The 24,220-nt window shown below is 71.7% G+C and carries 21 protein-coding genes; 10 read left to right on the top strand and 11 right to left on the bottom strand.

Annotation, left to right across the window (positions count from 1 at the left end):
• Positions 1-185: 185 nt before the first annotated feature.
• Both ABIC30_RS04880 and ABIC30_RS04875 read right to left on the bottom strand, forming a co-directional pair.
• Positions 186-884 (bottom strand): DsbA family protein, encoded by a 699-nt coding sequence (locus ABIC30_RS04880; RefSeq protein ID WP_020093498.1) that lies wholly within the window; start codon positions 882-884, stop codon positions 186-188.
• A gap of 129 nt (positions 885-1,013) precedes the next feature.
• On the bottom strand, positions 1,014-1,640 hold the full coding sequence (locus ABIC30_RS04875) for a 2-hydroxychromene-2-carboxylate isomerase (RefSeq protein WP_020093497.1): 627 nt from the start codon (positions 1,638-1,640) through the stop codon (positions 1,014-1,016).
• A 212-nt stretch (positions 1,641-1,852) separates the two neighbouring features.
• On the opposite strand from ABIC30_RS04875, the gene ABIC30_RS04870 reads away from it, so the two are divergent.
• Positions 1,853-3,091 carry an argininosuccinate synthase gene (locus tag ABIC30_RS04870; RefSeq protein ID WP_020093496.1) on the top strand — a complete coding sequence of 413 codons (1,239 nt, stop codon included), beginning with the start codon at positions 1,853-1,855 and terminating at the stop codon, positions 3,089-3,091.
• A gap of 49 nt (positions 3,092-3,140) precedes the next feature.
• Here the strand turns inward: ABIC30_RS04870 and ABIC30_RS04865 are convergent, their stop codons facing one another.
• Both ABIC30_RS04865 and mtgA read right to left on the bottom strand, forming a co-directional pair.
• A complete protein-coding gene (locus ABIC30_RS04865; protein WP_020093495.1) occupies positions 3,141-3,785 on the bottom strand; it encodes a hypothetical protein in 645 nt (214 codons plus the stop codon).
• 62 nt (positions 3,786-3,847) lie between these two features.
• A complete protein-coding gene (mtgA, locus tag ABIC30_RS04860; protein ID WP_376738861.1) occupies positions 3,848-4,618 on the bottom strand; it encodes a monofunctional biosynthetic peptidoglycan transglycosylase in 771 nt (256 codons plus the stop codon).
• 34 nt (positions 4,619-4,652) lie between these two features.
• Between mtgA and ABIC30_RS04855 the strand changes: the two genes are divergently transcribed.
• Positions 4,653-5,624, top strand: coding sequence for a polyprenyl synthetase family protein (locus tag ABIC30_RS04855; RefSeq protein ID WP_354454271.1), 972 nt, complete (start codon positions 4,653-4,655; stop codon positions 5,622-5,624).
• 211 nt (positions 5,625-5,835) lie between these two features.
• Here ABIC30_RS04855 and mmsB read toward each other — a convergent pair whose 3' ends face one another.
• From mmsB to ABIC30_RS04835, 4 genes are all read right to left on the bottom strand, one after another.
• Positions 5,836-6,963 (bottom strand): multiple monosaccharide ABC transporter permease, encoded by a 1,128-nt coding sequence (gene mmsB / locus ABIC30_RS04850; protein ID WP_354454459.1) that lies wholly within the window; start codon positions 6,961-6,963, stop codon positions 5,836-5,838.
• A 95-nt stretch (positions 6,964-7,058) separates the two neighbouring features.
• Complete coding sequence (gene mmsA / locus ABIC30_RS04845; RefSeq protein WP_354454269.1) at positions 7,059-8,594, bottom strand: multiple monosaccharide ABC transporter ATP-binding protein; 1,536 nt, start codon at positions 8,592-8,594, stop codon at positions 7,059-7,061.
• A 99-nt stretch (positions 8,595-8,693) separates the two neighbouring features.
• Positions 8,694-9,767 carry a multiple monosaccharide ABC transporter substrate-binding protein gene (chvE, locus tag ABIC30_RS04840; RefSeq protein WP_502915809.1) on the bottom strand — a complete coding sequence of 358 codons (1,074 nt, stop codon included), beginning with the start codon at positions 9,765-9,767 and terminating at the stop codon, positions 8,694-8,696.
• Between the two features lie 548 nt (positions 9,768-10,315).
• The gene (locus ABIC30_RS04835) at positions 10,316-11,065 is read right to left on the bottom strand and encodes an SDR family oxidoreductase (protein WP_020093489.1); all 750 of its coding nucleotides are present in this window, start codon (positions 11,063-11,065) and stop codon (positions 10,316-10,318) included.
• A gap of 209 nt (positions 11,066-11,274) precedes the next feature.
• Here ABIC30_RS04835 and ABIC30_RS04830 point away from each other — a divergent pair, with 209 nt between their 5' ends.
• From ABIC30_RS04830 to mutS, 5 genes are all read left to right on the top strand, one after another.
• Positions 11,275-13,008, top strand: a complete 1,734-nt coding sequence (locus tag ABIC30_RS04830; protein ID WP_020093488.1) for a patatin-like phospholipase family protein — start codon at positions 11,275-11,277, stop codon at positions 13,006-13,008.
• Positions 13,009-13,122: 114 nt separating this feature from the next.
• On the top strand, positions 13,123-13,326 hold the full coding sequence (locus ABIC30_RS04825) for a hypothetical protein (protein WP_020093487.1): 204 nt from the start codon (positions 13,123-13,125) through the stop codon (positions 13,324-13,326).
• Positions 13,327-13,396: 70 nt separating this feature from the next.
• Entirely contained in the window at positions 13,397-14,254 is an 858-nt protein-coding gene (locus tag ABIC30_RS04820) for an alpha/beta fold hydrolase (RefSeq protein WP_354454266.1), read from the top strand.
• 237 nt (positions 14,255-14,491) lie between these two features.
• A complete protein-coding gene (locus ABIC30_RS04815) occupies positions 14,492-14,800 on the top strand; it encodes a hypothetical protein (RefSeq protein WP_026604979.1) in 309 nt (102 codons plus the stop codon).
• A 142-nt stretch (positions 14,801-14,942) separates the two neighbouring features.
• Positions 14,943-17,660 (top strand): DNA mismatch repair protein MutS, encoded by a 2,718-nt coding sequence (gene mutS, locus ABIC30_RS04810; RefSeq protein ID WP_020093484.1) that lies wholly within the window; start codon positions 14,943-14,945, stop codon positions 17,658-17,660.
• A 40-nt stretch (positions 17,661-17,700) separates the two neighbouring features.
• Here mutS and ABIC30_RS04805 read toward each other — a convergent pair whose 3' ends face one another.
• Both ABIC30_RS04805 and ABIC30_RS04800 read right to left on the bottom strand, forming a co-directional pair.
• The gene (locus tag ABIC30_RS04805) at positions 17,701-18,138 is read right to left on the bottom strand and encodes a response regulator (protein WP_020093483.1); all 438 of its coding nucleotides are present in this window, start codon (positions 18,136-18,138) and stop codon (positions 17,701-17,703) included.
• Between the two features lie 57 nt (positions 18,139-18,195).
• Complete coding sequence (locus ABIC30_RS04800) at positions 18,196-19,272, bottom strand: histidine kinase dimerization/phosphoacceptor domain -containing protein (protein WP_020093482.1); 1,077 nt, start codon at positions 19,270-19,272, stop codon at positions 18,196-18,198.
• A 203-nt stretch (positions 19,273-19,475) separates the two neighbouring features.
• On the opposite strand from ABIC30_RS04800, the gene ABIC30_RS04795 reads away from it, so the two are divergent.
• The 3 genes from ABIC30_RS04795 (at position 19,476) to ABIC30_RS04785 (ending at position 22,567) form a co-directional block, all read left to right on the top strand.
• Positions 19,476-20,861 carry an AmpG family muropeptide MFS transporter gene (locus ABIC30_RS04795; protein WP_354454263.1) on the top strand — a complete coding sequence of 462 codons (1,386 nt, stop codon included), beginning with the start codon at positions 19,476-19,478 and terminating at the stop codon, positions 20,859-20,861.
• Positions 20,862-20,886: 25 nt separating this feature from the next.
• A complete protein-coding gene (locus ABIC30_RS04790) occupies positions 20,887-21,825 on the top strand; it encodes an EcsC family protein (RefSeq protein ID WP_020093480.1) in 939 nt (312 codons plus the stop codon).
• 82 nt (positions 21,826-21,907) lie between these two features.
• Positions 21,908-22,567, top strand: a complete 660-nt coding sequence (locus ABIC30_RS04785; protein WP_020093479.1) for an MgtC/SapB family protein — start codon at positions 21,908-21,910, stop codon at positions 22,565-22,567.
• A 35-nt stretch (positions 22,568-22,602) separates the two neighbouring features.
• Here ABIC30_RS04785 and ilvA read toward each other — a convergent pair whose 3' ends face one another.
• The gene (gene ilvA, locus ABIC30_RS04780) at positions 22,603-24,219 is read right to left on the bottom strand and encodes a threonine ammonia-lyase, biosynthetic (protein WP_348649333.1); all 1,617 of its coding nucleotides are present in this window, start codon (positions 24,217-24,219) and stop codon (positions 22,603-22,605) included.
• Position 24,220 lies beyond the last annotated feature (1 nt).

Genomic DNA, 24,220 nt, shown 5'->3' with positions numbered 1-24,220 from the left:
TCCGCGCGCTCCGGCTGGAGCGCGGTGCGAGACCGTTCGGGACGTGGGATCGCGCCGGCAACGGACAGGTCGAGAACTGTCCTCGCGGCGCGGCGACCGCCTAGCATGCCAGCATGGCCGCGCGCAACACGGCAGGCGCGCGTCGCTGCGCGTCAGGACGGCGGAAGTGTGACGCGGGTCCCGCCTCAGCAGGCGAGCCGGTCGCAGCGCCGCACGCTCGCGATCATCTTGGCCATGGCGCCGGCGCCGGGATGCCCGAGGATCCCGCTGTTGCCGATCACGTAGGACGGCGTCGCGTAGAGGCCGAGATCCGCGGCCATCCGCATCTGGCTCTTCAGCGCCGCGCGCACCTCCTCGCTGTCGGCGATCTCCTCGACCTCCGCCTGCGGGATCCCCATCGTGGCGGCGACGGCGAGCGCGCCGGGCCCGTCGATGCGGCCGGGCTTGCCCAGCAGCGTCTGGTAGAAGCGCCACGCCGCCTCGGAGCCGAGCTTGCGCTGCACCGCGAGCATCACCTTGGCGGCCTGGGCGGATTGCGGCGACAGGATCGGGTTGTGGACAAGCCCGATCCGCAGCTCCGGATCGCTGTCGTGCAGGGCAACCACGTCGGCGGCCGCCTTCCGGCAGTACGGGCAGTTGAAGTCGAAGAACTCGTAGAGCGTGGTGCCGGCATCCCGCGGCCCGACATAGGTCACGCCGCGCAGGGCCGGGATCTGCCCGGTGATCTCGCCCGGCAGGATCGAGTTCGCCACCGCGCGCCCGTCGTCGCCCGTCACCGCGACCCGCTGGCCGTAGGATTGCGCGGAGGCGCTGGTCAGGCCGGCACCGAAGGTGGCGGCTGCGGCGAGCAGGAGGCGTCGCGAGACAGGCTTCGAAACAGGCATGGGACTCGTCCGGGGCATCGCTGTCCCGCTCCGGCCGCGCCGAAGCGGAGCCGGACCAGAACCAGGGGGTCGAGTCGGTTTCATGGCCGAGCGGCCGTGAACGTCGCGCTACCGCGCGGCGGGCGCGGCCTAGCGCAGCCCCTTCGGCCGGTCGCCGGTCGCCCAGGCCAGGGCCTGCTCGAGCCGGTCGTTGCCCCAGAACAGCTCGCCGTCATCGGCCAGGAACGTCGGCGCCCCGTAGATCCCGCGGGAGCGCGCCTCCTCGACGCTGACCCGCAGCTTCGTCTTGTTGGCCTCGGCGGCGGCGGCCCGCACGGTCTGCGTGCCGTCGAGCCCGAGCGAATCGAGGATCTCCGCGACGGCCGCCGGCTCCGCGATCGAGCGGCCCTCGGCGAAGCTCGCGGTGAAGACCGCCTTCGAGAACGGGACCAGCCACGGCTGGTCCTGGCCGAGGATCGCGACCCGCACCGCGCTGAGGCTGTTCTGCGGAAACTGGGCGGGGCGCGTCACCGGCGGCAGGCCGAGGCGGGCGGCCTCGCGCTCGACGTCGCGCCACATGTTCTTGCCCTTGGCCGCGTAGAGATTGAACGGCGAGGTGGTCCAGCCCTGCGCGGCGAAGAGCGGCCCGACCAGGAAGGGGCGCCACCGGATCGCCACGTCCGCCTCGGCGGCGGCGGCCTCGACGCGCATGGCCGCGAGGTAGGAGTAGGTGGAGGCGAATTCGTACCAGAACTCCAGAATTGGCTGGCGCGCCATAGACTTCGCTTCTCCGATGCACTCTCGCGGCGATGACGACCTGCAACGCCCGCGCCGTTTCTGACACAACCGCAAGGCCGTCGTGAGGCGAAACGCGGCCGATCCTCCGGCATCTCGGCTACGCGCGAGGCGGCGCGCCGGTTGCAGGCCGGTGACACCCGCGATAAGCCGCAGACGCCGAGCCAGATCCCTCGCCCAGTTCCGGAAGTCCCATGTCCGTCCCCGCGAAGAGCCCCGTGAAGAAGGTCGTGCTGGCCTATTCCGGCGGCCTCGACACATCGATCATCCTGAAGTGGCTGCAGACCACCTACGGCTGCGAGGTCGTCACCTTCACGGCCGATCTCGGCCAGGGCGAGGAGCTGGAGCCCGCGCGCCGCAAGGCGGAGCTCCTCGGCATCAAGCCCGAGAATATCTACATCGAGGACCTGCGCGAGGAATTCGTCCGCGACTACGTCTTCCCGATGTTCCGGGCGAACGCCGTCTACGAGGGCGTCTACCTGCTCGGCACCTCGATCGCCCGGCCGCTGATCGCCAAGAAGCAGATCGAGATCGCCGAGCGCGTCGGCGCCGACGCGGTCTGCCACGGCGCCACCGGCAAGGGGAACGATCAGGTCCGGTTCGAGCTTGGCTACTACGCGCTGAAGCCCGACGTCACGGTAATCGCGCCCTGGCGCGAGTGGGACCTGCGCTCGCGCGAGCAGCTCATCGCCTTCGCCGAGCAGCACCAGATCCCGATCGCCAAGGACAAGCGCGGCGAGAGCCCGTTCTCGGTGGACGCCAACCTCCTGCACGCCTCCTCGGAGGGCAAGGTGCTGGAGGATCCGGCCGTCGAGGTGCCGGACTACGTCTACTCGCGCACCCTCTCCCCCGAGGAGGCGCCCGACCAGCCGACGGTCATCACGATCGGGTTCGAGCGCGGCGACGCCGTCTCGATCGACGGCGAGGCTCTGTCGCCCGCGAGCCTTCTGACCAAGCTCAACGAGCTCGGCCGCGCCAACGGCATCGGCCGGCTCGACCTGGTGGAGAACCGCTTCGTCGGCATGAAGAGCCGCGGCATGTACGAGACGCCGGGCGGCACGATCCTGCTGCCGGCGCACCGCGCCATCGAGTCGATCACGCTGGACCGGGGGGCCGCGCACCTCAAGGACCAGCTCATGCCGCAATACGCCGAGCTCATCTACAACGGCTTCTGGTTCTCGCCGGAGCGCGAGATGATCCAGGCCCTGATCGACAAGAGCCAGGAGAAGGTCACCGGCACGGTGCGGCTGAAGCTCTACAAGGGCGGCGTCCACGTGATCGGCCGCGAGAGCCCGCACTCGCTCTACGACCAGGACCTCGTGACCTTCGAGGAGGGCGCCGTCGCCTACGATCACCGCGACGCGGCGGGTTTCATCAAGCTCAACGCCCTGCGCCTGCGCACCCTGGCCCAGCGCAAGAAGCGCGAGGGCTGAGCCCGGTGCCGGTCGCCGCCGCGCGGGCGGCCGCGACCGGAGGTAGCCGTCAGGCGGGGAGCCAGCGCTCGGCGGCCCGACGGAAGTCGCCGGGCCCGAGATCGGCGTAGCGCAGGAAGATCTGCAGGGCCGGCTGCAATTCGCGATGGAGGCGCACGAGCCGCGTCTCCGCGTCCTCGTCGTCGTTCGCGGCCGCGCCCGGCACGGCGGCGAGAAGGCGCTTCATGGCCGCGGTGTAGGCACCGTCCGCGCCGTAGGGCCGCTCCGGGTCGACGCGCGGCACCCCCTGCTCGGCGTTCCACCCGATGTTCAGCTGCGGGATCAGCGCGAGGTGCTCGGGCGTCACCGCGAAGGTGATCAGGTCCGGGGTCTCGCCGGTGGCCGCGTCCCGGAAGACGTCGCCCACGGCGCCCGGATCGAGCTTGGCCAGACCGTTGTGGTACTGGTACCGGCCCGGCTTCAGCTGCCCGTTCTGGACGAAGACGGCGAGGCCGTCCTCGAGGGACCGGTGCTCCTCCTCGGCGCCCTCGTCGTCGCCGGTGACGTTGGCGATGTCGCCGTCGCGGTCGAGGCTGCCATAGGGGGCGGCCGGGTGGATGGTCGGCGCCCCCGGCTCGGCGCCGTCCCAGGCGACGACCATCCGGCGGATCAGGGCGATGCGCTCCAGGCTCAGGTCGTAGGCGGCATCGCTCATCGTGTATCGGTCCCGGCTCTCACGCTTGGAAGGCCCGTCTTACAGAGGCGAGTCGCCCCCTGCTACCGCCGCACGCAGCCCGTGAGGCCGTCGATCTGTCCCATCATCGCCTGGATCCGCGCGGCCCGGCGGCGCACCCCGGGAGAGGGCCGGCCGGCGCTGCGGGTGATCGGGTTCGGCAGCACGGCGGCGAGCAGGGCGGCCTCGTTGCGGGTCAGCCGGCTCGCGTCCTTGCCGAACCAGTGCCGGCTCGCGGCCTGCGCGCCGTAGATCCCGTCGCCCCACTCGGCGACGTTGAGGTAGATCTCCATCATCCGGCGCTTGCCCCAGAGCGTGTCGAGCGCCAGCGCCAGCGGGATCTCGATGGCCTTCCGGATGTAGGAGCGGCCGGGCCACAGGAAGACGTTCTTCACCGTCTGCATGGCGATCGTGGAGGCGCCGCGGCTCGGGGAATCCTCGTCCTCGACCACGTCGCGGATCGCGCCGAAATCGACCCCGTGATCCAGGCAGAAGCGCTGATCCTCCGAGGCGATCACCGCCTGCGGCAGGACCGGCGCGATGGCGGAGAGCGGGACCGGATCCCGACTCACCGGCTGAAGCGTCAACCACCGTCCCAGCATCAGGGTCGACGGCGGCATCACCGCGCTATAGACGAGCGCCAACGTCAGCGCGAGGACGAACCCGACGGCGGGGAGCAGCAGCAGCGCTCCCACAAGCTGTCGGACGCGACGGGAACGGCGCGGGCGCGCGAGCGGGAGGTCGCGACCTGCCGTCTCCCGCCTGCGTCGAGCCCCGTCCACCGTGAGTCCGTCCCCGCCCAACTGACACCCGATTGGTTTCGCAAGGCCAGGACCGGACGTAAGCCCGATGACCCCGACCCCCTCAACGCAGGCACCGACCGGTTCGGTCAAGGCAGTCACGCCGGCCGCCGATTTTACCCACAGGTTGACGGAGGTCGCCGGCACGGTCGAGACCTTCCTGGTCGAGCGGCTCGGCCCCGCGGTCGGCGCCGGCGAGATCGCCCGGCCGCCCCGCCTGATGGAGGCCATGCGGCACGCCGTGCTCGGCGGCGGCAAGCGTCTCCGGCCGTTCCTGGCCATCGAGACCGCCCGGATGCTCGGCGGCTCCGAGGCCGCCGCGCTGGCGGCCGGCGCCGGCGTCGAGCTGGTCCACTGCTACAGCCTCGTCCACGACGACCTGCCGGCGATGGACGACGACGACATGCGCCGCGGCAAGCCCACGGTCCACAAGGCCTACGACGAGGCCACCGCCATCCTCGTCGGCGACGCCCTGCAGACGCTGGCCTTCGAGATCGTGGCCGACCCGACCTGGCAGCCGGATGCGCGCATCCGCGCCGACCTCGTGCTCGGCCTCGCTCGGGCCTCGGGCCTCGGCGGCATGGTCGGCGGCCAGATCCTCGACCTCACCGCCGAGGGCCGGTTCGGCGCGGCCAACATGGACGTGGACGACACCCTGCGGATGCAGGCGATGAAGACCGGCGCGATCCTGGCCTTCTCGGTGGAGGCCGGCGCGATCGTCGGCGGTGCCGACAAGGACCAGCAGGCCGCACTCCTGCGCTACGGCCTCGCCCTGGGGCAGGCCTTCCAGATCGCCGACGACATCCTCGACCGGGAGGCCTCGCCCGAGGCCATGGGCAAGGCCACCGGCAAGGACAAGGATGCCGGCAAGGCGACGCTCGTCGACCGTCTCGGCATCGACGGGGCCCGCGCCGAGTGCGACCGCCTCGTCGGCGTCTGCGAGGACGCGGTGTCGTCCTGGGGGGAGGGCGCCCGCGTCCTGCGCGACGCCGCCCGCTTCACGGTCGCCCGCAAGACCTGATCGCGCCGGGCGGCGGAAACCCGGCCGCCGCCTCGGGCGGCCGGGCCGGGCCCGGCAGCCCGACCTCCGCGAACACTGCGCCACGACCACGCGGGGCACGCCACAAGCGATCGCGGCTCCGCCGGATCGACACCCTCCGCGACGCGGACCCGCGCCGTCCCGATCGGGGCCATCCGAACCGGAGGCGGGACCGCGGAGCGCGGGGCGCCGGTCAGAGCCGGTTGGTCTTGTTGTGGACGTCGAGGCACACGGCGGCGAGCAGGACGACGCCCTTGATCACCTGCTGCCAGTCGACGCCGATCCCCAGGATCGACATGCCGTTGTTCATGATGCCGATGATGAAGGCGCCGATCACGACACCCGAGACCTTGCCGATGCCGCCCGCCGCCGAGGCGCCACCGATGAAGCAGGCCGCGATCACGTCGAGCTCCATCCCGACGCCGGCCTTCGAGTTCGCGGTGTTGAGCCGGGCGACGAAGATCATGCCGGCGAGGCCCGCCAGCGCGCCCATGTTGGCGAAGGTCAGGAAAATCAGCCGCTCGGTCTTGATCCCCGAGAGGCGCGCGGCCTTGATGTTCCCGCCCAGCGCGTAGATCCGGCGCCCGATCGTCGTCCGCGTCGTCACGAACCCGTAGAGCGTCACCAGCGCCAGCAGCACGAGGAGCACGTTGGGCAGGCCCCGGTACGCGCTCATCTGCCAGGCGAAGGCCAGGATCAGGATGGCGGTCACGCCGTTGCGGCCGATGAACGCCGCCGGGGACTCGGCCGGGCTCGCGTTCCGCAGCCGAGCCTGCCGCCGTCGCCAGTTCAGCCCGGTCAGCGTCGCGACCAGCGCGGCGGCGATCAGGACGGCGGTCCAGGGTCCGGCGCCGTTGACGAGGAAGCCCTTGGCGAGGAGCTGGAACACCTCCGGGAACGGTCCGATGGAGGCCCCCTGCAGCAGCACCTGCGTCAGGCCGCGGAACACCATCATGCCGGCCAGGGTGACGATGAAGCTCGGGATGGCGAGGTAGGCCACGAAGTAGCCCTGCAGACCGCCGATGACCGCGCCCACCGCGAGGCACAGGACGGCCGCAGAGAACGGGTCGACGTGGAAGCGGACCATCAGCAGGGCGGCGAGCGCCCCCACGAAACCGACCACCGAGCCGACCGACAGGTCGATATGCCCGGCCACGATGACCAGCAGCATCCCGAGCGCCATCACGACGACGTAGCTGTTCTGGAGGATCAGGTTGGTCAGGTTCAGCGGCTGGAACAGGACGCCGCCCGTCGCGACCTCGAAGAACAGCGTGATCACCGCCAGCGCGACGACGAGACCGTAGGCGCGCAGCTGCGCCATCGGCAGGCGGCCGCGCCCGGCCCGGACTTCGCCCGCGGCGGCGGCCGGGATGAGGTCTCTGCCGGGGCTCACGGACTTGCTCACTGTGATGTCGGTCATCCGTTCAGCCCCCTGGAGCGCATGATGGCGCGCATGATCGCTTCCTGGCTGGCCTCGGCGCGGTCGAATTCGCCCACGAAGCGCCACTCGTTCATCACGTAGATGCGGTCGCAGAGGCCGAGCAGTTCCGGCATCTCCGAGGAGATCAGGAGGACGCCGCGGCCGTCCTCCGCCAGCTCGTTGATGATGCTGTAGATCTCGTACTTCGCGCCGACATCGATGCCGCGGGTCGGCTCGTCGAGGATCAGCACCTTGGGCCGGGTGAACAGCCACTTGCTCAGCACGACCTTCTGCTGGTTGCCGCCCGACAAATTCACGGTCTGCTGCGTCACCCCGACGGAGCGGATGCGCATCTTGGTGCGGTAGCCGGTCGCGACCCGGTGCTCGGCCGCCTCGTCGATCACCGCGGCGGTGGAGATCCCGGGCAGGTTCGCCAGGGTGGTGTTCCGGGCGATGTCCTCGCCCAGCACGAGCCCGAGTTGCTTGCGATCCTCGGTGACGTAGGCGAGGCCGGCCGCGATCGCCCGGTCGATCGTCGAGACGTCGACCTCGACACCCCCGATCCGGACCGTGCCCCGGATGTCCCGGCCGTAGGACCGGCCGAAGAGGCTCATGGCGAGCTCGGTCCGGCCCGAGCCCATCAGGCCCGCGATCCCGACGATCTCGCCCCGGCGCAGGCTCAGGTCGACGTCGCGCACCACCGCCCGGCCGGCGTGGACGGGGTGGTGGACCGTCCAGTCGCGCACCTCCATCAGCACCGCGCCGATCCGCGGCGTGCGGACCGGGTAGCGGCTCTCCAGCGTGCGGCCGACCATCGCCCGGATGATGCGGCCCTCGTCGATCGCGCCGCCGCGGCAGTCGAGGGTCTCGACGGTGCTGCCGTCGCGCAGGACCGTGATCCGGTCGGCCACCTTGGCGATCTCGTTCAGCTTGTGGGAGATCAGGATCGAGGCGATGCCCTGCGCCTTGAAGCGCAGCAGGAGCTGCAGCAAGGCCTCACTGTCGGTCTCGCTCAACGACGCGGTCGGTTCGTCGAGGATCAGGAGCTTCACCTCCTTGGAGAGCGCCTTGGCGATCTCCACGAGCTGCTGCTTGCCGACCCCGAGATGGGTGACGAGGGTGTCGGGGCTCTCGTCGAGCCCCACCATCGCCATCAGCGCGCGGGCGCGGGCCTGGACACGATCCCGGTCGATGACCCCGAACCGGGCCGGCTCGTTGCCGAGGAAGATGTTCTCGGCGATCGACAGGTACGGCACCAGGGCGAGTTCCTGGTGGATGATCACGATGCCGAGGCGCTCGCTGTCCGTGATGTCGCGGAAGCGGCCCGGCCGCCCCTCGTAGGTGATGTCACCCGTGTACGACCCGTTGGGATACACGCCGCTCAGCACCTTCATCAGCGTCGACTTCCCCGCGCCGTTCTCGCCGACCAGGGCGAGGATCTCGGCGGGCTCGACGGTCAGGTTGACGTCGGAGAGGGCCTTCACGCCGGGGAAGGTCTTGGTGATTCCCCGCATTTCGAGAACGGGCTGCATGCGGCGCCTACCAGCTCGGACTGCACGTTCGGCCCGCGCGACAGTCGTCGCGGCGGGGATCGGATCGGGCGGAGCGACCGGGCTCCGCCCCGGCATCGGTCACTTGAGCTGGTCGAGCGTGTAGTAGCCCGTGTCGATCAGGGCCGGCTTCCAGTTGGCCCGGGTGACGATCACCGGCGTGAGCAGGTAGGACGGGACGATCTTCTTGCCGTTGTCGTAGGTCTTCACGTCGTTGACCTCGGGCTGTCGGCCCGCCTCGATGGCGTCGATCATCGCCACCGTCACCTTGGCCAAGTCCCGGGTGTCCTTGAAGATCGTCGCCGTCTGCTCACCGGCGATGATCGACTTGACCGATTGCAGCTCGGCGTCCTGGCCGCTGATCACCGGCAGCTTCACGCCGCCCGACCCGTAGCCCACGCTCTTCACCGACGAGAGGATCGCCGTGGAGATGCCGTCGTAGGGCGAGAGCACGGCATCCAGATGGGCGTTGCCGTAATAGGCCGAGAGCAGGTTATCCATCCGCGCCTGGGCGGTCGCGGCGTCCCAGCGCAGGGTGGACACCTTGTCCATGCCGAACTGGCCCGAGCGCACAACGAGCCTCTTCGCGTCGATGTAGGGCTTCAGCACCGACAGGGCGCCGTCGTAGAAAAAGTATGCGTTATTGTCGTCGGGCGAACCGCCGAACAGCTCGATGTTGAAGGGCCCCTTCCCGTCCTTCAAGCCGAGGGCGTCGACGATGGATGTCGCCTGCTGAACGCCAACCTTGTAGTTGTCGAAGGTGGCGTAGTAATCGACGTTCGGCGTCCCCCGGATGAGCCGGTCGTAGGCGATGACCCTGACGCCGCGCTCGCTCGCTTTCGACAGCACATCGCTGAGGGTCGTGCCGTCGATGGAAGCGATCACCAGGATCTTCACGCCGGTGGTGAGCATGTTCTCGATCTGGGCGAGCTGGGTCGGGATGTCGTCGTCCGCGTATTGCAGATCCGGCTTGTAGCCCTTGGCCTTCAGAAGCCTGACGATGTTGTTGCCGTCGTCGATCCAGCGCTGCGACGACTTGGTCGGCATGGCGACCCCGATCGAATCCCCGCCGGCCGCCTGCGCCGATGCCGTGGCGCACGCGCCGATGAGCGACAGGCCCAGGATGTATTTGAGAACCGTATGCCTGGCGATCACAATCCCCCCCTATCGCTGCGCAGCCGGACTTCGACTTCAATCGAAGCGAGTCCGTACTTCTGTTATTGTCGGTCGATTATTTTCTATAATTAAAACTCGATGTTTTACTTATCTAGTCTATGGCCGACACCCATCCACTGCCCGACCGAATATCCCTGCGGGAGCCGATCCGGCAAACTTGGCCGGGTTGGCAGGCAGAAGCGCAATCCGGGCGCCGCCAGCAGCCTCTTCGAGGGCCAAGCCCGCAACTTGAGAAGCTCGAGCATTCGATTTGTATGAGTTATAGATGGGGCCGTCAATCGGCACGCGCGGCGCCCCGTCTCGCGGCGCGGTCTCAGGTGTGTGTGTGGAGCGCGCCGCGGGTTCAGGTCCGAGTTCGATCGCCGGTCGGCGCGATGGGGTCGCGCGGGCCACGGGGCGCGGCCGGCCGATCGGCACGGCGGCGATGACCGGTCCGCTCGATCGGATCAGGGGAGGGCGGATCGCGTGTCCGCACCGCCAAGCAGTTCAGCGCGGCGTCGCCGCGCGGGCCCGGAAACCGCGTTGGTTCAGCCGCGGCCGACGAACGGCATCTTGGTGGCCATGATGGTCATGAACTGCACGTTGGCCTCCAGCGGCAGGCTCGCCATGGACAGCACGGCCTGACCGACATGGTCCGGATCCATCACCGCCTCGGCCCGCAGGGAGCCGTCCGCCTGCGGGACGCCGGCCTTCATCTTGCCGCCCATGGGCGTGTCGGCGTTGCCGATATCGATCTGGCCGCAGGCGATGTCGTAGGCCCGGCCGTCGAGGGAGGTCGCCTTGGTCAGCCCGGTCACGGCGTGCTTGGTCGCCGTGTAGGCGATGGAGTTCGGTCGGGGCGCGTGGGCCGAGATCGAGCCGTTGTTGATGATCCGGCCGCCCCGGGGATCCTGGTCGCGCATGATCCGGAAGGCGTGCTGCGTGCACAGGAACAGCGCCGTGAGGTTGGTGTCGACCACCTGCCGCCAGGTCTCGAGGGGCAGATCCTCCAGCGGGACCGCCGGAGCGCCGATCCCGGCATTGTTGAACAGCAGGTCGAGCCGGCCGAACTCCGCCTTGGTGCGCGCGAACAGGGCGGCGATCGAGTCGGGATCGGTCACGTCGGTCGGGACCGCCAGGGCTCCGTGTCCGATCCGCGCGGCGACCTCCTCGAGGGGAGCCTGACGCCGCCCCGAGAGGACGACGCGCCATCCGGCGTCGGCGAGCGCCAGGGCGGCGGCCTTGCCGACACCCGTCCCGGCCCCGGTCACGATCGCGATCCGCTCAAGCCCCGACATGCGTTCCTCCCGGCTCCGGTGTTTCACCGCCTGTAGCGGATGGCCGCCGCCGCGCGAAGGCTCGGCGTTTCACATGCGGGCCACGGTCACGGGGCGTACCGGCGGCCGCCATGCGCTATGGTGGTCGAAAGACACGGGGACGGGAACGGAACGATGGGGCAGGGTTCGTCGGCAGGCCTGCGCGGGACGAGCGACGCGGCGGTCCCGGCGTGAGCGCACCCGAGATCCCGTTCCTCGCCGGCCTCGACGCGCCGGCAATCGCGGCCGTGCGGGCCCGGATGGTGCCGGTGGCGGTGCCGGGCGGCCGGACCCTGTTCGAGCAGGGCGAGACCGGGGACGCCCTGTACACGCTGGTCTCCGGCGCGGTCGGCGTCTCGGCCCGCGACCATGCCGGGCGGCCGACCCGGATCGCGCGCCTGCGGCCGCCCGAGACCTTCGGCGAGATGGCCCTGCTGTCGGACGCCCCGCGGGCGGCGACCGTTATGGCGCTGCGCGATTCGCACCTCCTGCAACTCACCCGCGGGGCCTTCGAGGCGGTGATCGCCGAGCACCCGCACACACTCCTCTACTTCGCCCGGATGCTCGCCGACCGCCTGCGGGCGATCTACGACGGCCACTCGGTCCACCACGCACCGCGGATCTTCACGATCCTGGCCGTGACCGAGGGGCCCGATCCGGCGCGGGTGGCGCGGCAGCTCGCCGCCGCCTTCGACGCCCTGCTGCCCGGGAAGACCGGCTGCCTCACCGACTGGCCGGAGGGCGCCGACGAGGCGTGGTTCCAGGCCTTCGAGGGCGCCCACGCGCGCACGATCTTCGCGGCGCACGACATCGACTGCCCCTGGTGCCGCCAGAGCCAGCGGCGGGGCGACCATGTCCTGCTCCTCGCCGAGCCCGGCGCGCCGCCGCGGCCGGGCGCGGCGGCCTATCTCGACCGGGTGCGCTCCGACTGGATCCGCATGGACCTCGTCGTGCGCCAGGACCCCGCGGCCCGGCGCCCGAAGGCCCTGCATCCGGAGGTCGCCGCGCTGCCCGCGGCGATGCGCATCCAGGTCCGGGACGGCGACCGGGGGGATCTGCATCGCCTCGCGCGGCTCGCCAGCGGGTCGGCGCGCGGCCTCGTCCTCGGCGGCGGCGGGGCCCGGGGGCTCGCCCATCTAGGAGTGCTCAAGGCCCTCGACGAGGTGTCCTGCGCGCCCGACTTCGTGGGCGGGACCAGCATGGGCGCGATCATCGCGGCGAGCCTCGCCATGGGCTGGAGCGTCGCGGAGATCCAGGCCCAGATCGAGGCGTTCTTCGCCACCAGCAACCCGATCAACGACTACACGCTGCCGCTGCACGCGCTGACCCGCGGCGCAAAGGTCGATGCCGGCCTCGCGGCGCGCTACGGCGGCGTGCGCATCGAGGACCTCTGGCTGCCGTTCTTCTGCGTCTCGTCGAACCTGACGACCGGCAACACCATGGTGCACCGCTCGGGCGACCTGCCGAAGGCCCTGCGCGCCAGCATCGCGATCCCCGGCCTCCTGCCGCCCGTGCTGTGCGACGAGGGCGTCCTGGTCGACGGCGGCATGATGAACAACCTGCCGGCCGACGTCGCCGCCGGGCTGGAGCGCGGCCCGGTCCTGGCCGTCGATGTCGGGACCGACCGGGCGTTCCAGGATATGCCGCGGCGCGGGTGGAGCGGCCGGCTCATGCGCAAGCTGATCGGCTCACCGCTGGCGATGCCGGGCCTGGCCCCGCTGCTCCTGCGCGCCGCCACCGTGTCGAGCGACGCGCAGAGCCTGATGGCGGCGGCCCACGCGACCGCCGTGCTGAAGCCGCAGCTCTCCGGCATCGACCTGCGGGCGTGGTCGCGCTTCCGGGAATCGGCGGAACTCGGCTACCGGGAGACCCGCGCGGGCATCGCGACCGGGACCCTCGCGCGCTGGCTCGACCCGATGCGCTGACCCGGTGCGCCGAGATGTCCGCGTGCGGCGGCGCACGCGCGGCGCCCGCGGCCCTGTAACCCGGACCATCCGCCGACGATCTCCGGTGCAACACGTCATCGGGAGACCGGAACCATGACCCATCCTGCCAAGACCCCGACCGGCGCCGTGCCCGGTTCCGCGCCGGACCGGCGCGCCGCGGCCGACCATTCCGGGCCGCACGCCCTCCTGCACGGCGCCGCCTTCGTGCTGCTGTGCCTCTGGACGCGGACCGCGCCGGAGCGTCTGCGCGACCAGCTCTCCCCGGACGCCGGCGACGGCGCCGCGCTCGGCTTCTGAGCGGATCGGACCGGAGGACGCGCGCGTTCTCCGCCGCGGGGGAGCCGGACATGACGGAGCGCGCGCGAGAATGACCGTCGCGGGAGTGAGGTTTCGCCGGATCGCCCTGCCGGAGATCGGCCTGCACGTGGCCGAGGCGGGCCCCGAGACGGGGCCGCCGACCATCCTGCTGCACGGCTTCCCGGAATCCTGGTACGGCTGGCGCCACCAGATCGGGCCGCTCGCCGAGGCGGGGCTGCGGATCATCGCGCCGGATCAGCGCGGCTACGGCCTCAGCGACAAGCCGGCGGGGATCGCCGCCTACCACCTGGACCGGCTGGCCGGCGACGTCCTGGCCCTGGCCGACGCCTACGGCGCGCCCACGGTGCGGCTCGTCGGCCACGACTGGGGGGGCCTCGTCGCGTGGTGGGTGGCGAGCCGCCACCCCGAGCGGATCGACCGGCTGGCGATCCTCAACGCGCCGCATCCCGCGATTGTCGGCACCTACATGCGCCGCCATCCCGGTCAGTGGCTGCGCAGCACCTATGTGGGCCTCTTCCAGCTCCCGCGCCTCCCCGAGCGGCTGCTCACGGCGGATCGCGGCCGGGCCCTGCGGCGCGCGCTGACGACCTCCAGCCGGCCCGGCACCTTCGCGCAGGCCGATCTCGACCATTACGTCGCGGGGTGGCTCCGGCCCGGCGCGATGACCGGCATGCTGAACTGGTACCGGGCCCTGGTGCAGCTGCCCCGGGCGCGGCCGCCGCGGGTGCGCGTGCCGGTGCTCATCCTCTGGGGGCGACGGGATACGGCGCTGCAGCCCGGCTTGGCGGAGGCGAGCCTCGCGTTCTGCGACGCCGGCCGGGTCCGCTGGTACGAGCGGGCCAGCCACTGGCTCGCCCACGAGGAGCCCGAGGCGGTCAACGCCGACCTCGGCGCGTTCCTCCGCTAGCCGCCTTGCACCCGCGTGAAAGCGGGCCGGTCCACGCGGGCAAGTTGTAGAGCGATATTCAATGCACGGCCGGATCTCGCAAGTCTCCGCGCCGGCGAGTGCGGACGCGCGTCGGGCGGTGCGGTAATCCGTTCGCTTCTCGGAAGCCACGTACTATTTTTCGCTCGCCGCTCCGGAACATGACGAGCACTTGTCACTTGGTGGTGGCCCATGAGGGTTGATCGGAGCTACTCCACGATGTCTTTTCGTTCTTTCCTGACCGCGGGTGTGGTCTTCGGCGGCCTCCTGGCCGGAACCGTCGCGTCGCAGGCCGCGCCCGCGATCGCGCAGCCCGGCTTCGCCGGATCCGACATGGTCGAGACCGTGGCGATGCATCGCCATCACCGCATGCATCATCACCGGATGCACCGCCATCACTCGACCCGGCACGAGCGCCGGATGCGGCGCATGAACACGATGCGCCACGGCAACCCGAACGCCCGCAACCCGTCGCGCCCGGGCTACCAGCAGCAGCTCGGCAACACCACGGGCGGCCCGCGCTACTGACATCGCGACCGCGCCCGGATTCCGCGCAGGCTGTGGCGGATCCGGGCGCCATCCACCGGCGATGCGGAGTCCGGGCGCCTTCTCCCCAGTCGCATCGGTTCGCCCGGCCTGATTCGCCGGCGTCGCTCTGCTAAGAGGCGGCATGGCCAGAACCGCCGTCCGCCCCGCCGCCGACACGACGCCCACGCCCGGCCTGGACCCGGCCGGCGCGACGCCGATGATGGCGCAGTACATCGAGATCAAGGCCGCCAATCCGGACTGCCTGCTGTTCTACCGGATGGGCGACTTCTACGAGCTGTTCTTCGAGGACGCCGAGATCGCGTCCCGGGCCCTCGGCATCGTCCTGACGAAGCGCGGCAAGCACGCGGGCGGCGAGATCCCGATGTGCGGCGTGCCGGTCGACCGGTCCGACGACTATCTCAACCGCCTCATCGCCCTCGGCCACCGCGTGGCGGTGTGCGAGCAGACAGAGGATCCGGCCGAGGCCAAGAAGCGCGGGCCGAAATCCGTGGTCCGCCGCGAGGTCGTGCGGCTCGTCACCCCCGGCACGATCACCGAGGACCGGCTCCTCGACCCGGCCCGCGCCAACCTCCTCCTGGCCATCGGCCGCCGGAAGACGGGGGAGGGGGCGGTCGCCTACGGCCTCGCCGCGGTGGACATCTCCACGGGCCGCTTCTCCCTCAGCGAGGTCGCGGGCGGCGACTTGTCCGGCGCCATCGCGCGGCACGACCCGCGGGAGATCGTCCTGTCGGAGGCGATCCACGCCGATCCGGCCCTCGCGCGCCTGTGGCAGGAGAGCCGCGCCGCCGTCGTGCCCCTCGCGCAGGCCGAGCTCGAGCCCGCGGCCGCCGAGCGGCGCCTGCGCGAGCAGTTTGGGGTCTCGACCCTGGAGGGGTTCGGCCAGTTCACCCGGGCCGAGATCGCGGCCGCCGGGGCGGCGCTGCTCTACATCGCCCGGACGCAGCTCGCGGCCCGTCCGCCCCTGGCGGTCCCGACCCGCGAGGATGGCGGCGCCACCCTGGCGATCGACGCGGCGACGCGGGCCAATCTCGAACTCACCCGCACCCTGTCGGGCGAGCGCGCCGGGAGCCTCCTCGCCACGATCGACCGGACCGTGACGGCGAACGGGGCGCGGCTGCTCGCTGAGCACCTCGCGGGCCCGCTCACCCATCTCGACGCCATCGCCCGGCGGCACGCCGCGGTGGCGTACCTGGTGGACGACGCGCGCCTGCGCGGCTTCCTGCGCGACGCCCTGGCCCGCGCGCCCGACCTCGCCCGGGCCCTCTCGCGGACCGGGCTCGGTCGCGCGGGTCCTCGGGACCTCGCGGCGATCCGCGACGGCCTCGCGGTCGCGGCGGATCTCGGCGCGCGCCTCGCCGCCATGCACGGCCTCCCGGCGGAACTCGCCCGGCTGGCCGAGCATCTGGCCGAGGCCGACCGGGCGCTCATCGCGACTCTGGCGGCGGCGCTCGCCGACGAGCTGCCCCTGAGCCGGCGCGACGGCGGATTCGTCCGCACGGGCTACCACCCGGAGATCGACGAGGCGCGGACCCTCGGACAGGATTCCCGCAAGGTGATCGCGGCCCTTCAGGCGCGCTACGCCGAGCAGACCGGCTGCCGGACCCTGCGGATCAAGCACAACAATCTGCTGGGCTACTTCATCGAGGTCCCGCAATCCGTCGGCGAGGCCTGCCTGAAGGGCCTGCAGAGCGAGTTCGTCCATCGCCAGACCATGGTGGACGCGATGCGCTTCACTAGCGTCGAGCTGGGCGAGCTCGAATCGAAGATCTCGGGCGCCTCCGACCGGGCCCTGGCCCTGGAGGCCGCCGTCTTCGACGACCTCGCGGCCCGCGTGCTGGCCCAGGCCGAGCCCGTCGCCGAGGTGGCCGAGGCGCTGGCCGGGCTCGACGTGGCGGCGAGCCACGCGGAACTCGCCGTCGAGCTCGACTGGCGGCGTCCCGTGGTCGACGACTCGCTCAGCTTCGTCGTGGTCGGCGGCCGCCACCCGGTGGTCGAGGCGGCCCTGCACCGGGCCGGCGAGCCGTTCATCGCCAACGACTGCGACCTGTCCGGCGACACGCGCGGCCGGATCCGCCTGATCACCGGCCCGAACATGGGCGGCAAGTCGACCTTCCTGCGCCAGAACGCGCTGATCGCGGTGCTCGCCCAGATCGGCGCCTTCGTGCCGGCCGCAGAGGCGCGGATCGGCCGGGTCGACCGGCTGTTCTCCCGCGTCGGCGCCGCCGACGATCTCGCCCGGGGGCAATCGACCTTCATGGTCGAGATGGTCGAGACCGCGGCGATCCTCAACCAGGCGACCCGGCGCTCCCTGGTGATCCTGGACGAGATCGGCCGCGGCACCGCGACCTTCGACGGCCTGTCGATCGCCTGGGCCTGCCTGGAGCACCTCCACGAGGTGAATGCCTGCCGGGCGCTGTTCGCCACGCATTTCCACGAGCTGACGGCGCTGGGCGACCGGCTGGCGCGGCTGGAGAACGCCACCCTGAAGGTGGCCGAGCACCGGGACGGCGTCGTGTTCCTGCACGAGGTCGTGCCGGGCGTCGCCGAGCGCAGCTACGGGCTGCAGGTGGCACGGCTCGCCGGCCTCCCGGGCAGCGTCGTGACCCGGGCCGGCGCGATCCTCAAGAGCCTGGAGAAGGCCGAGCGCGGCCGCCCGGCCCGCGCCCGGATCGACGACCTGCCGCTCTTCGCGGCCCTCGCGCCGCCCCCGCCGCCGGAACCGCCGCCGGAGGATCCGCTGGGCGCGCTGCTCGACGGGATCGACCCGGACGCGCTGACCCCGCGCGAGGCGCTGGACGCGCTCTACCGGCTGAAGCGCGAGCGCGCGGCGCGGGGCTGAGACCCGTGGGCCGCGCGCCGGGGGCCTGACCCGAAGAACCTCAGACGGGCGCGGGCGAGAACCCGTCCGGGCAGGCCGGCCCGTCGCGGCCGGCCCGGCGATCGGCCACGTAGTCCAGGGTGCTGGCGACGACGCGCTCGGAATAGGGCTTGGCGATCACCCCGATCGCGCCGGCGAAATCGGCCGGGATGCGCTTGGCGTTCGCGGTCATGAACACCACGGTGGTGCGCCGGTCGGCCGAGAGCGCCCGGGCCACGTCGATGCCGGTCGGGCCGTCGACGAGGTGGATGTCGACGAGGGCGACGTCGGGCGCCGTGGACCGGCCCATCGCGATGGCCTCCGTCGCGTTGCCGGCGACGCCGACGGTGACGTGCCCGAGATCGTCCAGCAGGCATTCCAGCTCGAGGGCGATCAGGGCCTCGTCCTCCACCACGAGGATGCGGAGCGCGGCGTCCGCGGCGGCGTTCCCGGTCCCCATGCGCTCTTCGTCCTCCGGCCCCGCGGCCGACGAGCTTGATGCCTCCACGTCGATTTCTCAAGCCGGCTGCAGGAGCGGGATGTCGATCTCGACGGTCGTGCCCGGGCCGGCATCCGCCCAGGCGATGGTCCCGCGCATCTGCCGGACCACCATCTCCACGAGATTGCGCCCGAACCCCGCCGGGTTCGGGGCCGCCGCGGCGACGCCGACGCCGTCGTCGCGGATCGTCATGTGCATCCCGCCATCGGTGCGGCGGGCGACGATCGACACGCGCCCCTCGCGCTCGCCCGGAAAGGCGTGGCGCAGGGCGTTGGCCGTCAGTTCGTGGATCATCAGCGCGAGAGGCGCCGCCATCGCGGCGGCCACCGCGATCGGCTCGACGTCGGCCTCCACCCGGCGCCGCTCCGGGTCCAGGCCGGCATTCATGTCGGCCAGGAACTCGGCCGCGAAGTCGCCGAGGTTGAAGTGCGTGCAGTCGCCCTCGGAGTAGAGCATCCGGTGCGCCGTCGAGAGGGCGCCGATCCGCTCGGCCATGCCCTGGAGCGCGTCGCGCGCCTCGCCCTCGGGCGTGCGCCGGGCCTTCAGCAGCATCAGCGACGAGATCACCTGGAGATTGTTCTTCACCCGGTGATCGACCTCGTGGAGGAGGGCGGTCTTCTGCTCCAGCGCCGATGTCAGGTCCTGGGTCCGCGCCGCGACGAGGCGCTCCAGTTCGTCGTTGGTGCCGCGCATCGACACTTCCATCTGGTGGACATGGGTCATGTCCGCCTGGGCGGCGTAGAAGTAGGCGAGCCCCTCGGCGTCGCGCACCGGCGTGATGGTCATCGCGTTCCAGAACGACGTCCCGTCCTTGCGATAGTTGAGCAGCTCCACCGAGATCGCCTCGGCGGACTCGACGGCCGCGCGGATCCGCTGGATCGTCGACCGGTCCGTGGCCGGCCCCTGCAGCATGCGGCAGTTGCGCCCGACGATCTCGTCGGCGGCGTAGCCGGTGGCGCTCAGGAAGGCGTCGTTCGCCCAGGCGATCGGGTTGTCGGGCGCGCGGGCATCGGTGATGACCATCGGCGACGGACTCGACGCGAACGCGTCGACGAGCGTCGCGAGGGGCGGACCGGTCTCGGATCGGGCACTCAACGCGTCATTCCACAGTCAGGCGGTGCCCCCGTTCGTCCGGCGGCGCCACCATCGCGCTCCGACCGCGGGACGTGGACACCGCGTTAAGCAAGCTTCTACCAAGATTGGGGCGCAAGACAGCAGGATCCAGCGGAGACAGGTGCGGCGTAAGGCTGCCACGATTTCGCGGGATCAAGGCCACGAACGCTCAGGAGTTCCATGCCATGGCGAACCAGCCACAGGCGACGCGTCGCTTCCGGCTCCGCGACATCGTCGAGGATCGGCGGATCGCGCTCATGCTGGCACTCGGATTCTCGTCCGGACTGCCGCTGCTCCTGGTGCTGGGGACGTTCACGCTCCGCCTCGCCTTCTCGGACATCGACGTCCGGGCGATCGGCCTGTTCAGCTACGTGGCGCTGCCCTACTCGCTGAAGTTTCTCTGGGCGCCCGCGATCGACCGCCTGAACGTGCCGGTGCTGAGCGCCCGGCTCGGGCGCCGCCGCGCCTGGATGGTGACGACGCAGGCCGCGGTCGCCCTGTGCCTGATCCTGATGGCCTTCTCGGACCCGAAGACCAACCTCGCGCTCCTCGGGCTCGGGGCCTTCCTGGTGGCGTTCTGCGCGGCCAGCCAGGACGTCGTGATCGACGGTTGGCGCATCGACGCCGCCGGCAGCGACTTCCAGGGCATCCTGGCGGCGACCTCGAACCTCGGCTACCGCCTCGGCCTGATCAGCGCCGGCGCCGGCGCGCTGTTCATCGCCTCCGCGGGGGGCTGGACGCTGGCCTACCTGATCATGGCCGCCCTCATGCTGGTCGGGATGATCGCCGCCCTGCTGGCCCCGGCCTTCGACAGACCGCGCGCGGCCCCCGCCGAGACGCTAGGCCGGTCCCGGTTCTGGTCGATGCGCCGCGCCATCCTGGAGCCGCTGACCGAGCTGCACGGCCGGTTCGGCGGCGCGCTCTGGGGCATCCTCCTGCTCGTGGCCCTGTTCCGGCTGCCCGACTTCCTGTCCGGCGTCATGGCGAGCCCGCTCTACCGGACGCTGGGCTTCGACCTGAAGGAGATCGCCACCGTCACCAAGCTCTACGGCATCTGGGTCGGCATCGCGGGCGGCTTCGCGGGCGGCTGGGCGCTGGCCCGGTTCGGCCTGTTCCCGACGCTGCTGCTGGGCGCCTTCCTGGCCGCCGCCTCCCACCTCGCCTTCGCGTGGCTGGCGGCCGGCGCGCCCGAGATCTGGCGCCTGACCGTGGCCATCTCGATCGAGAACTTCTGCAGCTCCTTCGCGGGGATCGTGCTGATCGCCTACATGTCGAGCCTCACCAGCCCGGCCTACGCGGCGACGCAGTACGCGCTGTTCTCCTCGCTCTACGCGCTGCCGGGCAAGCTGATCGCGGGCTCGTCGGGCTTCGTGGTCGCGGCGATCGGCTACCCGGCCTTCTTCGTCATGACCTCCCTCGTGGGAATCCCCGTCCTCGTGCTCTGCCTCGCGGTCGGGCGCCGGAGCGGTCGGGTGGAGGCCGCGGCCCCGGCGCGGGACGCCCAGGAGCCGGGGAACCGCATCCCGGGGCCCGAGCTTCCTACCACGGCGCGCGCCCCCGGGGCCGCGTGAGCGGGACAGATCCAGGGATCGACGGATGAGCACGAGCGACCTCACCCGCGCCGGCGAGACGCTGCCGGCCGAGACGCCAGAGATAGCGCTGAGCGACGCGGATCTCGCCGCCCTGCGCCGCGCCGTGCAGGTGCTGGAGCGTCCGAGCCTCGCGGCGCGGCTCTCCGCGGCGGCCGGCGCGCCCCTCGACATCATCGGCAGATCGCTGCCGACCCCGGTCACCGAGGCCGTCAGCCGCAGCACCGAGGTGGCCATGCGGGGCGCGCTGCGCGTCGCGCTGGCGACGCTGCCGCGCAAGGAACTCGTCCCCGCCGAGGGCGAGGGTCTCGGCGGCGTGGCCGCGAAGGCCGAGAGCCGTCTCACGCGGCTGCTCGGCTCGGGCGACGCCAAGCACAAGGCGATGGCGGCGCTCTCGGGCGCGGTCGGCGGCGCGTTCGGCCTCGCGACGCTGGCGGTCGAGCTGCCGGTCTCGACCACGCTGATGCTGCGCTCGATCGCCGAGATCGCCCGGGAGGAGGGGGAGGATCTCGAGACCCCCGAGGGCGCGCTCGCCTGCGTGCAGGTCTTCGCCCTCGGCGGCCGGGCCATGGCGGAGACCGAGGCGGGCTCGGCGCTCACCGAGAGCGGCTACTTCGCGGTCCGCGCCGCGCTGGCCAAGACCCTGTCGGAGGCGGCGCGCTACGCCGGGAGCAAGACGCTCCTCGACCAGTCGGCGCCGGCGCTGATCCGCTTCACCGCGCAGATCGCCGCGCGCTTCGGCCTCGTGGCCTCCCAGAAGGTCGCCGCCCAGGCGGTGCCGATCCTCGGCGCCTTCGGCGGGGCGGCGGTCAACACCGCCTTCATGAACCACTTCCAGTCGACCGCGCGGGCGCATTTCACCGTGCGCCGCCTGGAGCGCGCCTACGGGGCCGCCGCCGTGCGGGCCGCCTACGAGGTCGAGAAGGCGGCCCTCGGGATCGCTTGATCCGCCCACGCTAAAGCCGCAAGGATCCGCGCGATCCGCGCGGGGCGGAGGCACGGAGGCGGCTCTGATCGGCAACGGCGAGATGGTGGCCCGGCTGGCACTGGCGGCCCTGTTCGGCAGCGTGGTCGGCCTGGAGCGCGAGCGCCTGCTCTGGGCGGCCGGCCTGCGGACCCACATGCTGGTCTGCGTCGGCTCCTGCCTGATCATGCTGGTCTCGGCCTTCGGCTTCGCCGACGTGCTGGGCGCCGAGCACGTCGTCCTCGACCCGTCCCGTATCGCCGCGCAGGTCGTCTCCGGCATCGGCTTCCTCGGCGCGGGGACGATCCTGCTGCGCGGCGAGGTGGTGAAGGGCCTCACCACGGCCGCGAGCCTCTGGGGCGTGGCGGCGATCGGGCTGGCGATCGGCAGCGGCCTCTACGTGCCGGCGCTCGCCGCGACGGCACTGATCGTCGGCATCCTGGCCGGCGTGAAGCCCTTCGAGGAGCGCTGGCGCGACCGGATGCGCGCCCAGACGCTGCGGCTGACCGCCAAGCGCGGCACCATGTCGATCGACACCCTCCAGGCGGCGACCGGCGAGCGTGCCTCGCGCGTCCGGACCTTCACGGTCCATCCGGGGCCCGACCCGGACCTCGACGAGGTCACCGTCACCTTCGTGCGCCTGTCGCGCACGAGCTTCGAGACCATCGCGGCGAAGCTGCGGGCGATGCCGGACGTCACCTCCGTCGACGTGGCGGAGAGCTGACGGCGGGTGACGCGGGGGCGTGCCGCCGCCGGGGCTCAGAGCGTCCCGGCGCCCTCGCCGTCGAGGAACAGGCGGTAGGCCGGGTTCTCGGTCTCGTCGGTGGCCGGGTAGCCGAGCGCCTCGATGACGGCGTCGAAGCGGGCGCGCTCGGCCGGCGGCACCGCGATCCCGGCGAGCACCCGGCCGTAATCGGCGCCGTGGTTGCGGTAGTGGAACAGCGTGATGTCGAAGTCCGGGCCCAGCGCTTCGAGGAACTTCATCAGCGCGCCCGGCCGCTCCGGGAACTGGAAGCGGAACAGGCGCTCGTGCGCCACCCCCACGGCCCGGCCGCCGACCATGTAGCGGACATGGACCTTGGCCATCTCGTTGTCGCTCATGTCGAGGACGCGGTAGCCGGCGTCGCGCAGGGAGCCGATCAGCGCCTGCTTCTCGCGCTTGCCGCCGCCGACGTTGATGCCCACGAAGATCTGCGCCTCGGAGCCCGGGGCGTGGCGGTAGTTGAACTCGGTGACGGCGCGCGGGCCGAGGGCCTGGATGAAGGCGCGATAGGCGCCCGGACGTTCCGGGATGGTCACGCCGATCAGGACCTCGCGCTGCTCGCCGATCTCGGCGCGCTCGGCGATGTGGCGCAGGCGGTCGAAGTTCAGGTTCGCCCCCGACGAGATGGCGATCAGCGTGCCGTCGCCGCCCTCGCGCTCGGCGTACATCTTGGCGCCGGCGAGGCTCAGCGCCCCGGAGGGCTCGGACACCGCGCGGGTGTCGTCGAAGATGTCTTTGACCGCGGCGCACATAGCGTCGGTGTCCACGGTGATGACCTCGTCGAGATGCTCGCGGCAGAGCCGGAAGGTCTCCTCGCCGGCCTGCCGCACGGCGACACCGTCGGCGAACAGGCCGACGCTCGGCAGGCTGACCCGGGTGTCGGCCGCGAGCGCGGCGGCCATGCAGGCGGCGTCCTCGGGCTCGACGCCGATCACCTTGGTGCCGGGCCTCAGGTACTTCACGAAGGTGGCGATCCCGGCGGCCAGCCCGCCGCCGCCCACCGGCACGAAGATCGCCTCGATCGGGCCGGTATGCTGCTCCAGGATCTCCTTGCCGATGGTGCCCTGGCCGGCGATCACGTCCGGATCGTCGAAGGGGTGCAGGAAGGTCAGGCCCTGCTCGTCCTCGAGGATCTTGGCCTGCGCCAGGGCCTCGTCGAAGGCGTCGCCGTGCAGCACGACCTCGGCCCCGCGCGCCCGGCAGGCATCGACCTTGATCGAGGGGGTGGTGCGCGGCATCACGATCACGGCCCGCGCGCCGAGCTTGGCGGCGGCGAGGGCGACGCCCTGGGCGTGGTTGCCCGCCGAGGCGCAGACGACGCCGCGGGCGATCTGGTCGGGGTGCAGGCCCGACATCTTGTTGTAGGCGCCGCGCAGCTTGAACGAGAAGACCGGCTGGAGATCCTCGCGCTTGAGCAGAACCGCCCGGCCGAGCCGCTGCGTCAGGCGCGGCATCGGATCGAGGGGGCTCTCGATCGCGACGTCGTAGACGCGGGCGGTGAGGATCTTGCGGATGTAGTCCGTCACGGTGTGCAGTCTCGGCCGATGCGCGGGGCGATGCCGGCCAGATAGACCCTCCGGCCCGCGGATGCGAGCGCGCCCCGCGCGCGGCAGG

This window comes from Methylobacterium sp. 1030 (assembly GCF_040544715.1).
Taxonomy (GTDB): Bacteria; Pseudomonadota; Alphaproteobacteria; order Rhizobiales; family Beijerinckiaceae; genus Methylobacterium.
Note: the sequence above shows the minus strand (reverse complement) of the source record. Positions and strands in the feature narration are given on the sequence as shown.

What these genes read in the sequence shown, in the direction of transcription:
- mmsB (WP_354454459.1), bottom strand. Translation starts at nt 6,963, where the DNA reads ATGGCGCAGCTGCGCGCCTACGGTCTCGTCGTCGCGCTGGCGGTGATC.
- ABIC30_RS04870 (WP_020093496.1), top strand. Translation starts at nt 1,853, where the DNA reads ATGTCCGTCCCCGCGAAGAGCCCCGTGAAGAAGGTCGTGCTGGCCTAT.
- ABIC30_RS04805 (WP_020093483.1), bottom strand. Translation starts at nt 18,138, where the DNA reads ATGGGGACCGGGAACGCCGCCGCGGACGCCGCGCTCCGCATCCTCGTG.
- ABIC30_RS04790 (WP_020093480.1), top strand. Translation starts at nt 20,887, where the DNA reads ATGAGCACGAGCGACCTCACCCGCGCCGGCGAGACGCTGCCGGCCGAG.
- ABIC30_RS04785 (WP_020093479.1), top strand. Translation starts at nt 21,908, where the DNA reads ATGGTGGCCCGGCTGGCACTGGCGGCCCTGTTCGGCAGCGTGGTCGGC.
- ABIC30_RS04795 (WP_354454263.1), top strand. Translation starts at nt 19,476, where the DNA reads ATGGCGAACCAGCCACAGGCGACGCGTCGCTTCCGGCTCCGCGACATC.
- ABIC30_RS04820 (WP_354454266.1), top strand. Translation starts at nt 13,397, where the DNA reads ATGACCGTCGCGGGAGTGAGGTTTCGCCGGATCGCCCTGCCGGAGATC.
- ABIC30_RS04880 (WP_020093498.1), bottom strand. Translation starts at nt 884, where the DNA reads ATGCCTGTTTCGAAGCCTGTCTCGCGACGCCTCCTGCTCGCCGCAGCC.
- ABIC30_RS04835 (WP_020093489.1), bottom strand. Translation starts at nt 11,065, where the DNA reads ATGTCGGGGCTTGAGCGGATCGCGATCGTGACCGGGGCCGGGACGGGT.
- ABIC30_RS04815 (WP_026604979.1), top strand. Translation starts at nt 14,492, where the DNA reads ATGTCTTTTCGTTCTTTCCTGACCGCGGGTGTGGTCTTCGGCGGCCTC.
- ABIC30_RS04855 (WP_354454271.1), top strand. Translation starts at nt 4,653, where the DNA reads ATGACCCCGACCCCCTCAACGCAGGCACCGACCGGTTCGGTCAAGGCA.
- ABIC30_RS04865 (WP_020093495.1), bottom strand. Translation starts at nt 3,785, where the DNA reads ATGAGCGATGCCGCCTACGACCTGAGCCTGGAGCGCATCGCCCTGATC.
- mutS (WP_020093484.1), top strand. Translation starts at nt 14,943, where the DNA reads ATGGCCAGAACCGCCGTCCGCCCCGCCGCCGACACGACGCCCACGCCC.
- ABIC30_RS04875 (WP_020093497.1), bottom strand. Translation starts at nt 1,640, where the DNA reads ATGGCGCGCCAGCCAATTCTGGAGTTCTGGTACGAATTCGCCTCCACC.
- mmsA (WP_354454269.1), bottom strand. Translation starts at nt 8,594, where the DNA reads ATGCAGCCCGTTCTCGAAATGCGGGGAATCACCAAGACCTTCCCCGGC.
- ABIC30_RS04825 (WP_020093487.1), top strand. Translation starts at nt 13,123, where the DNA reads ATGACCCATCCTGCCAAGACCCCGACCGGCGCCGTGCCCGGTTCCGCG.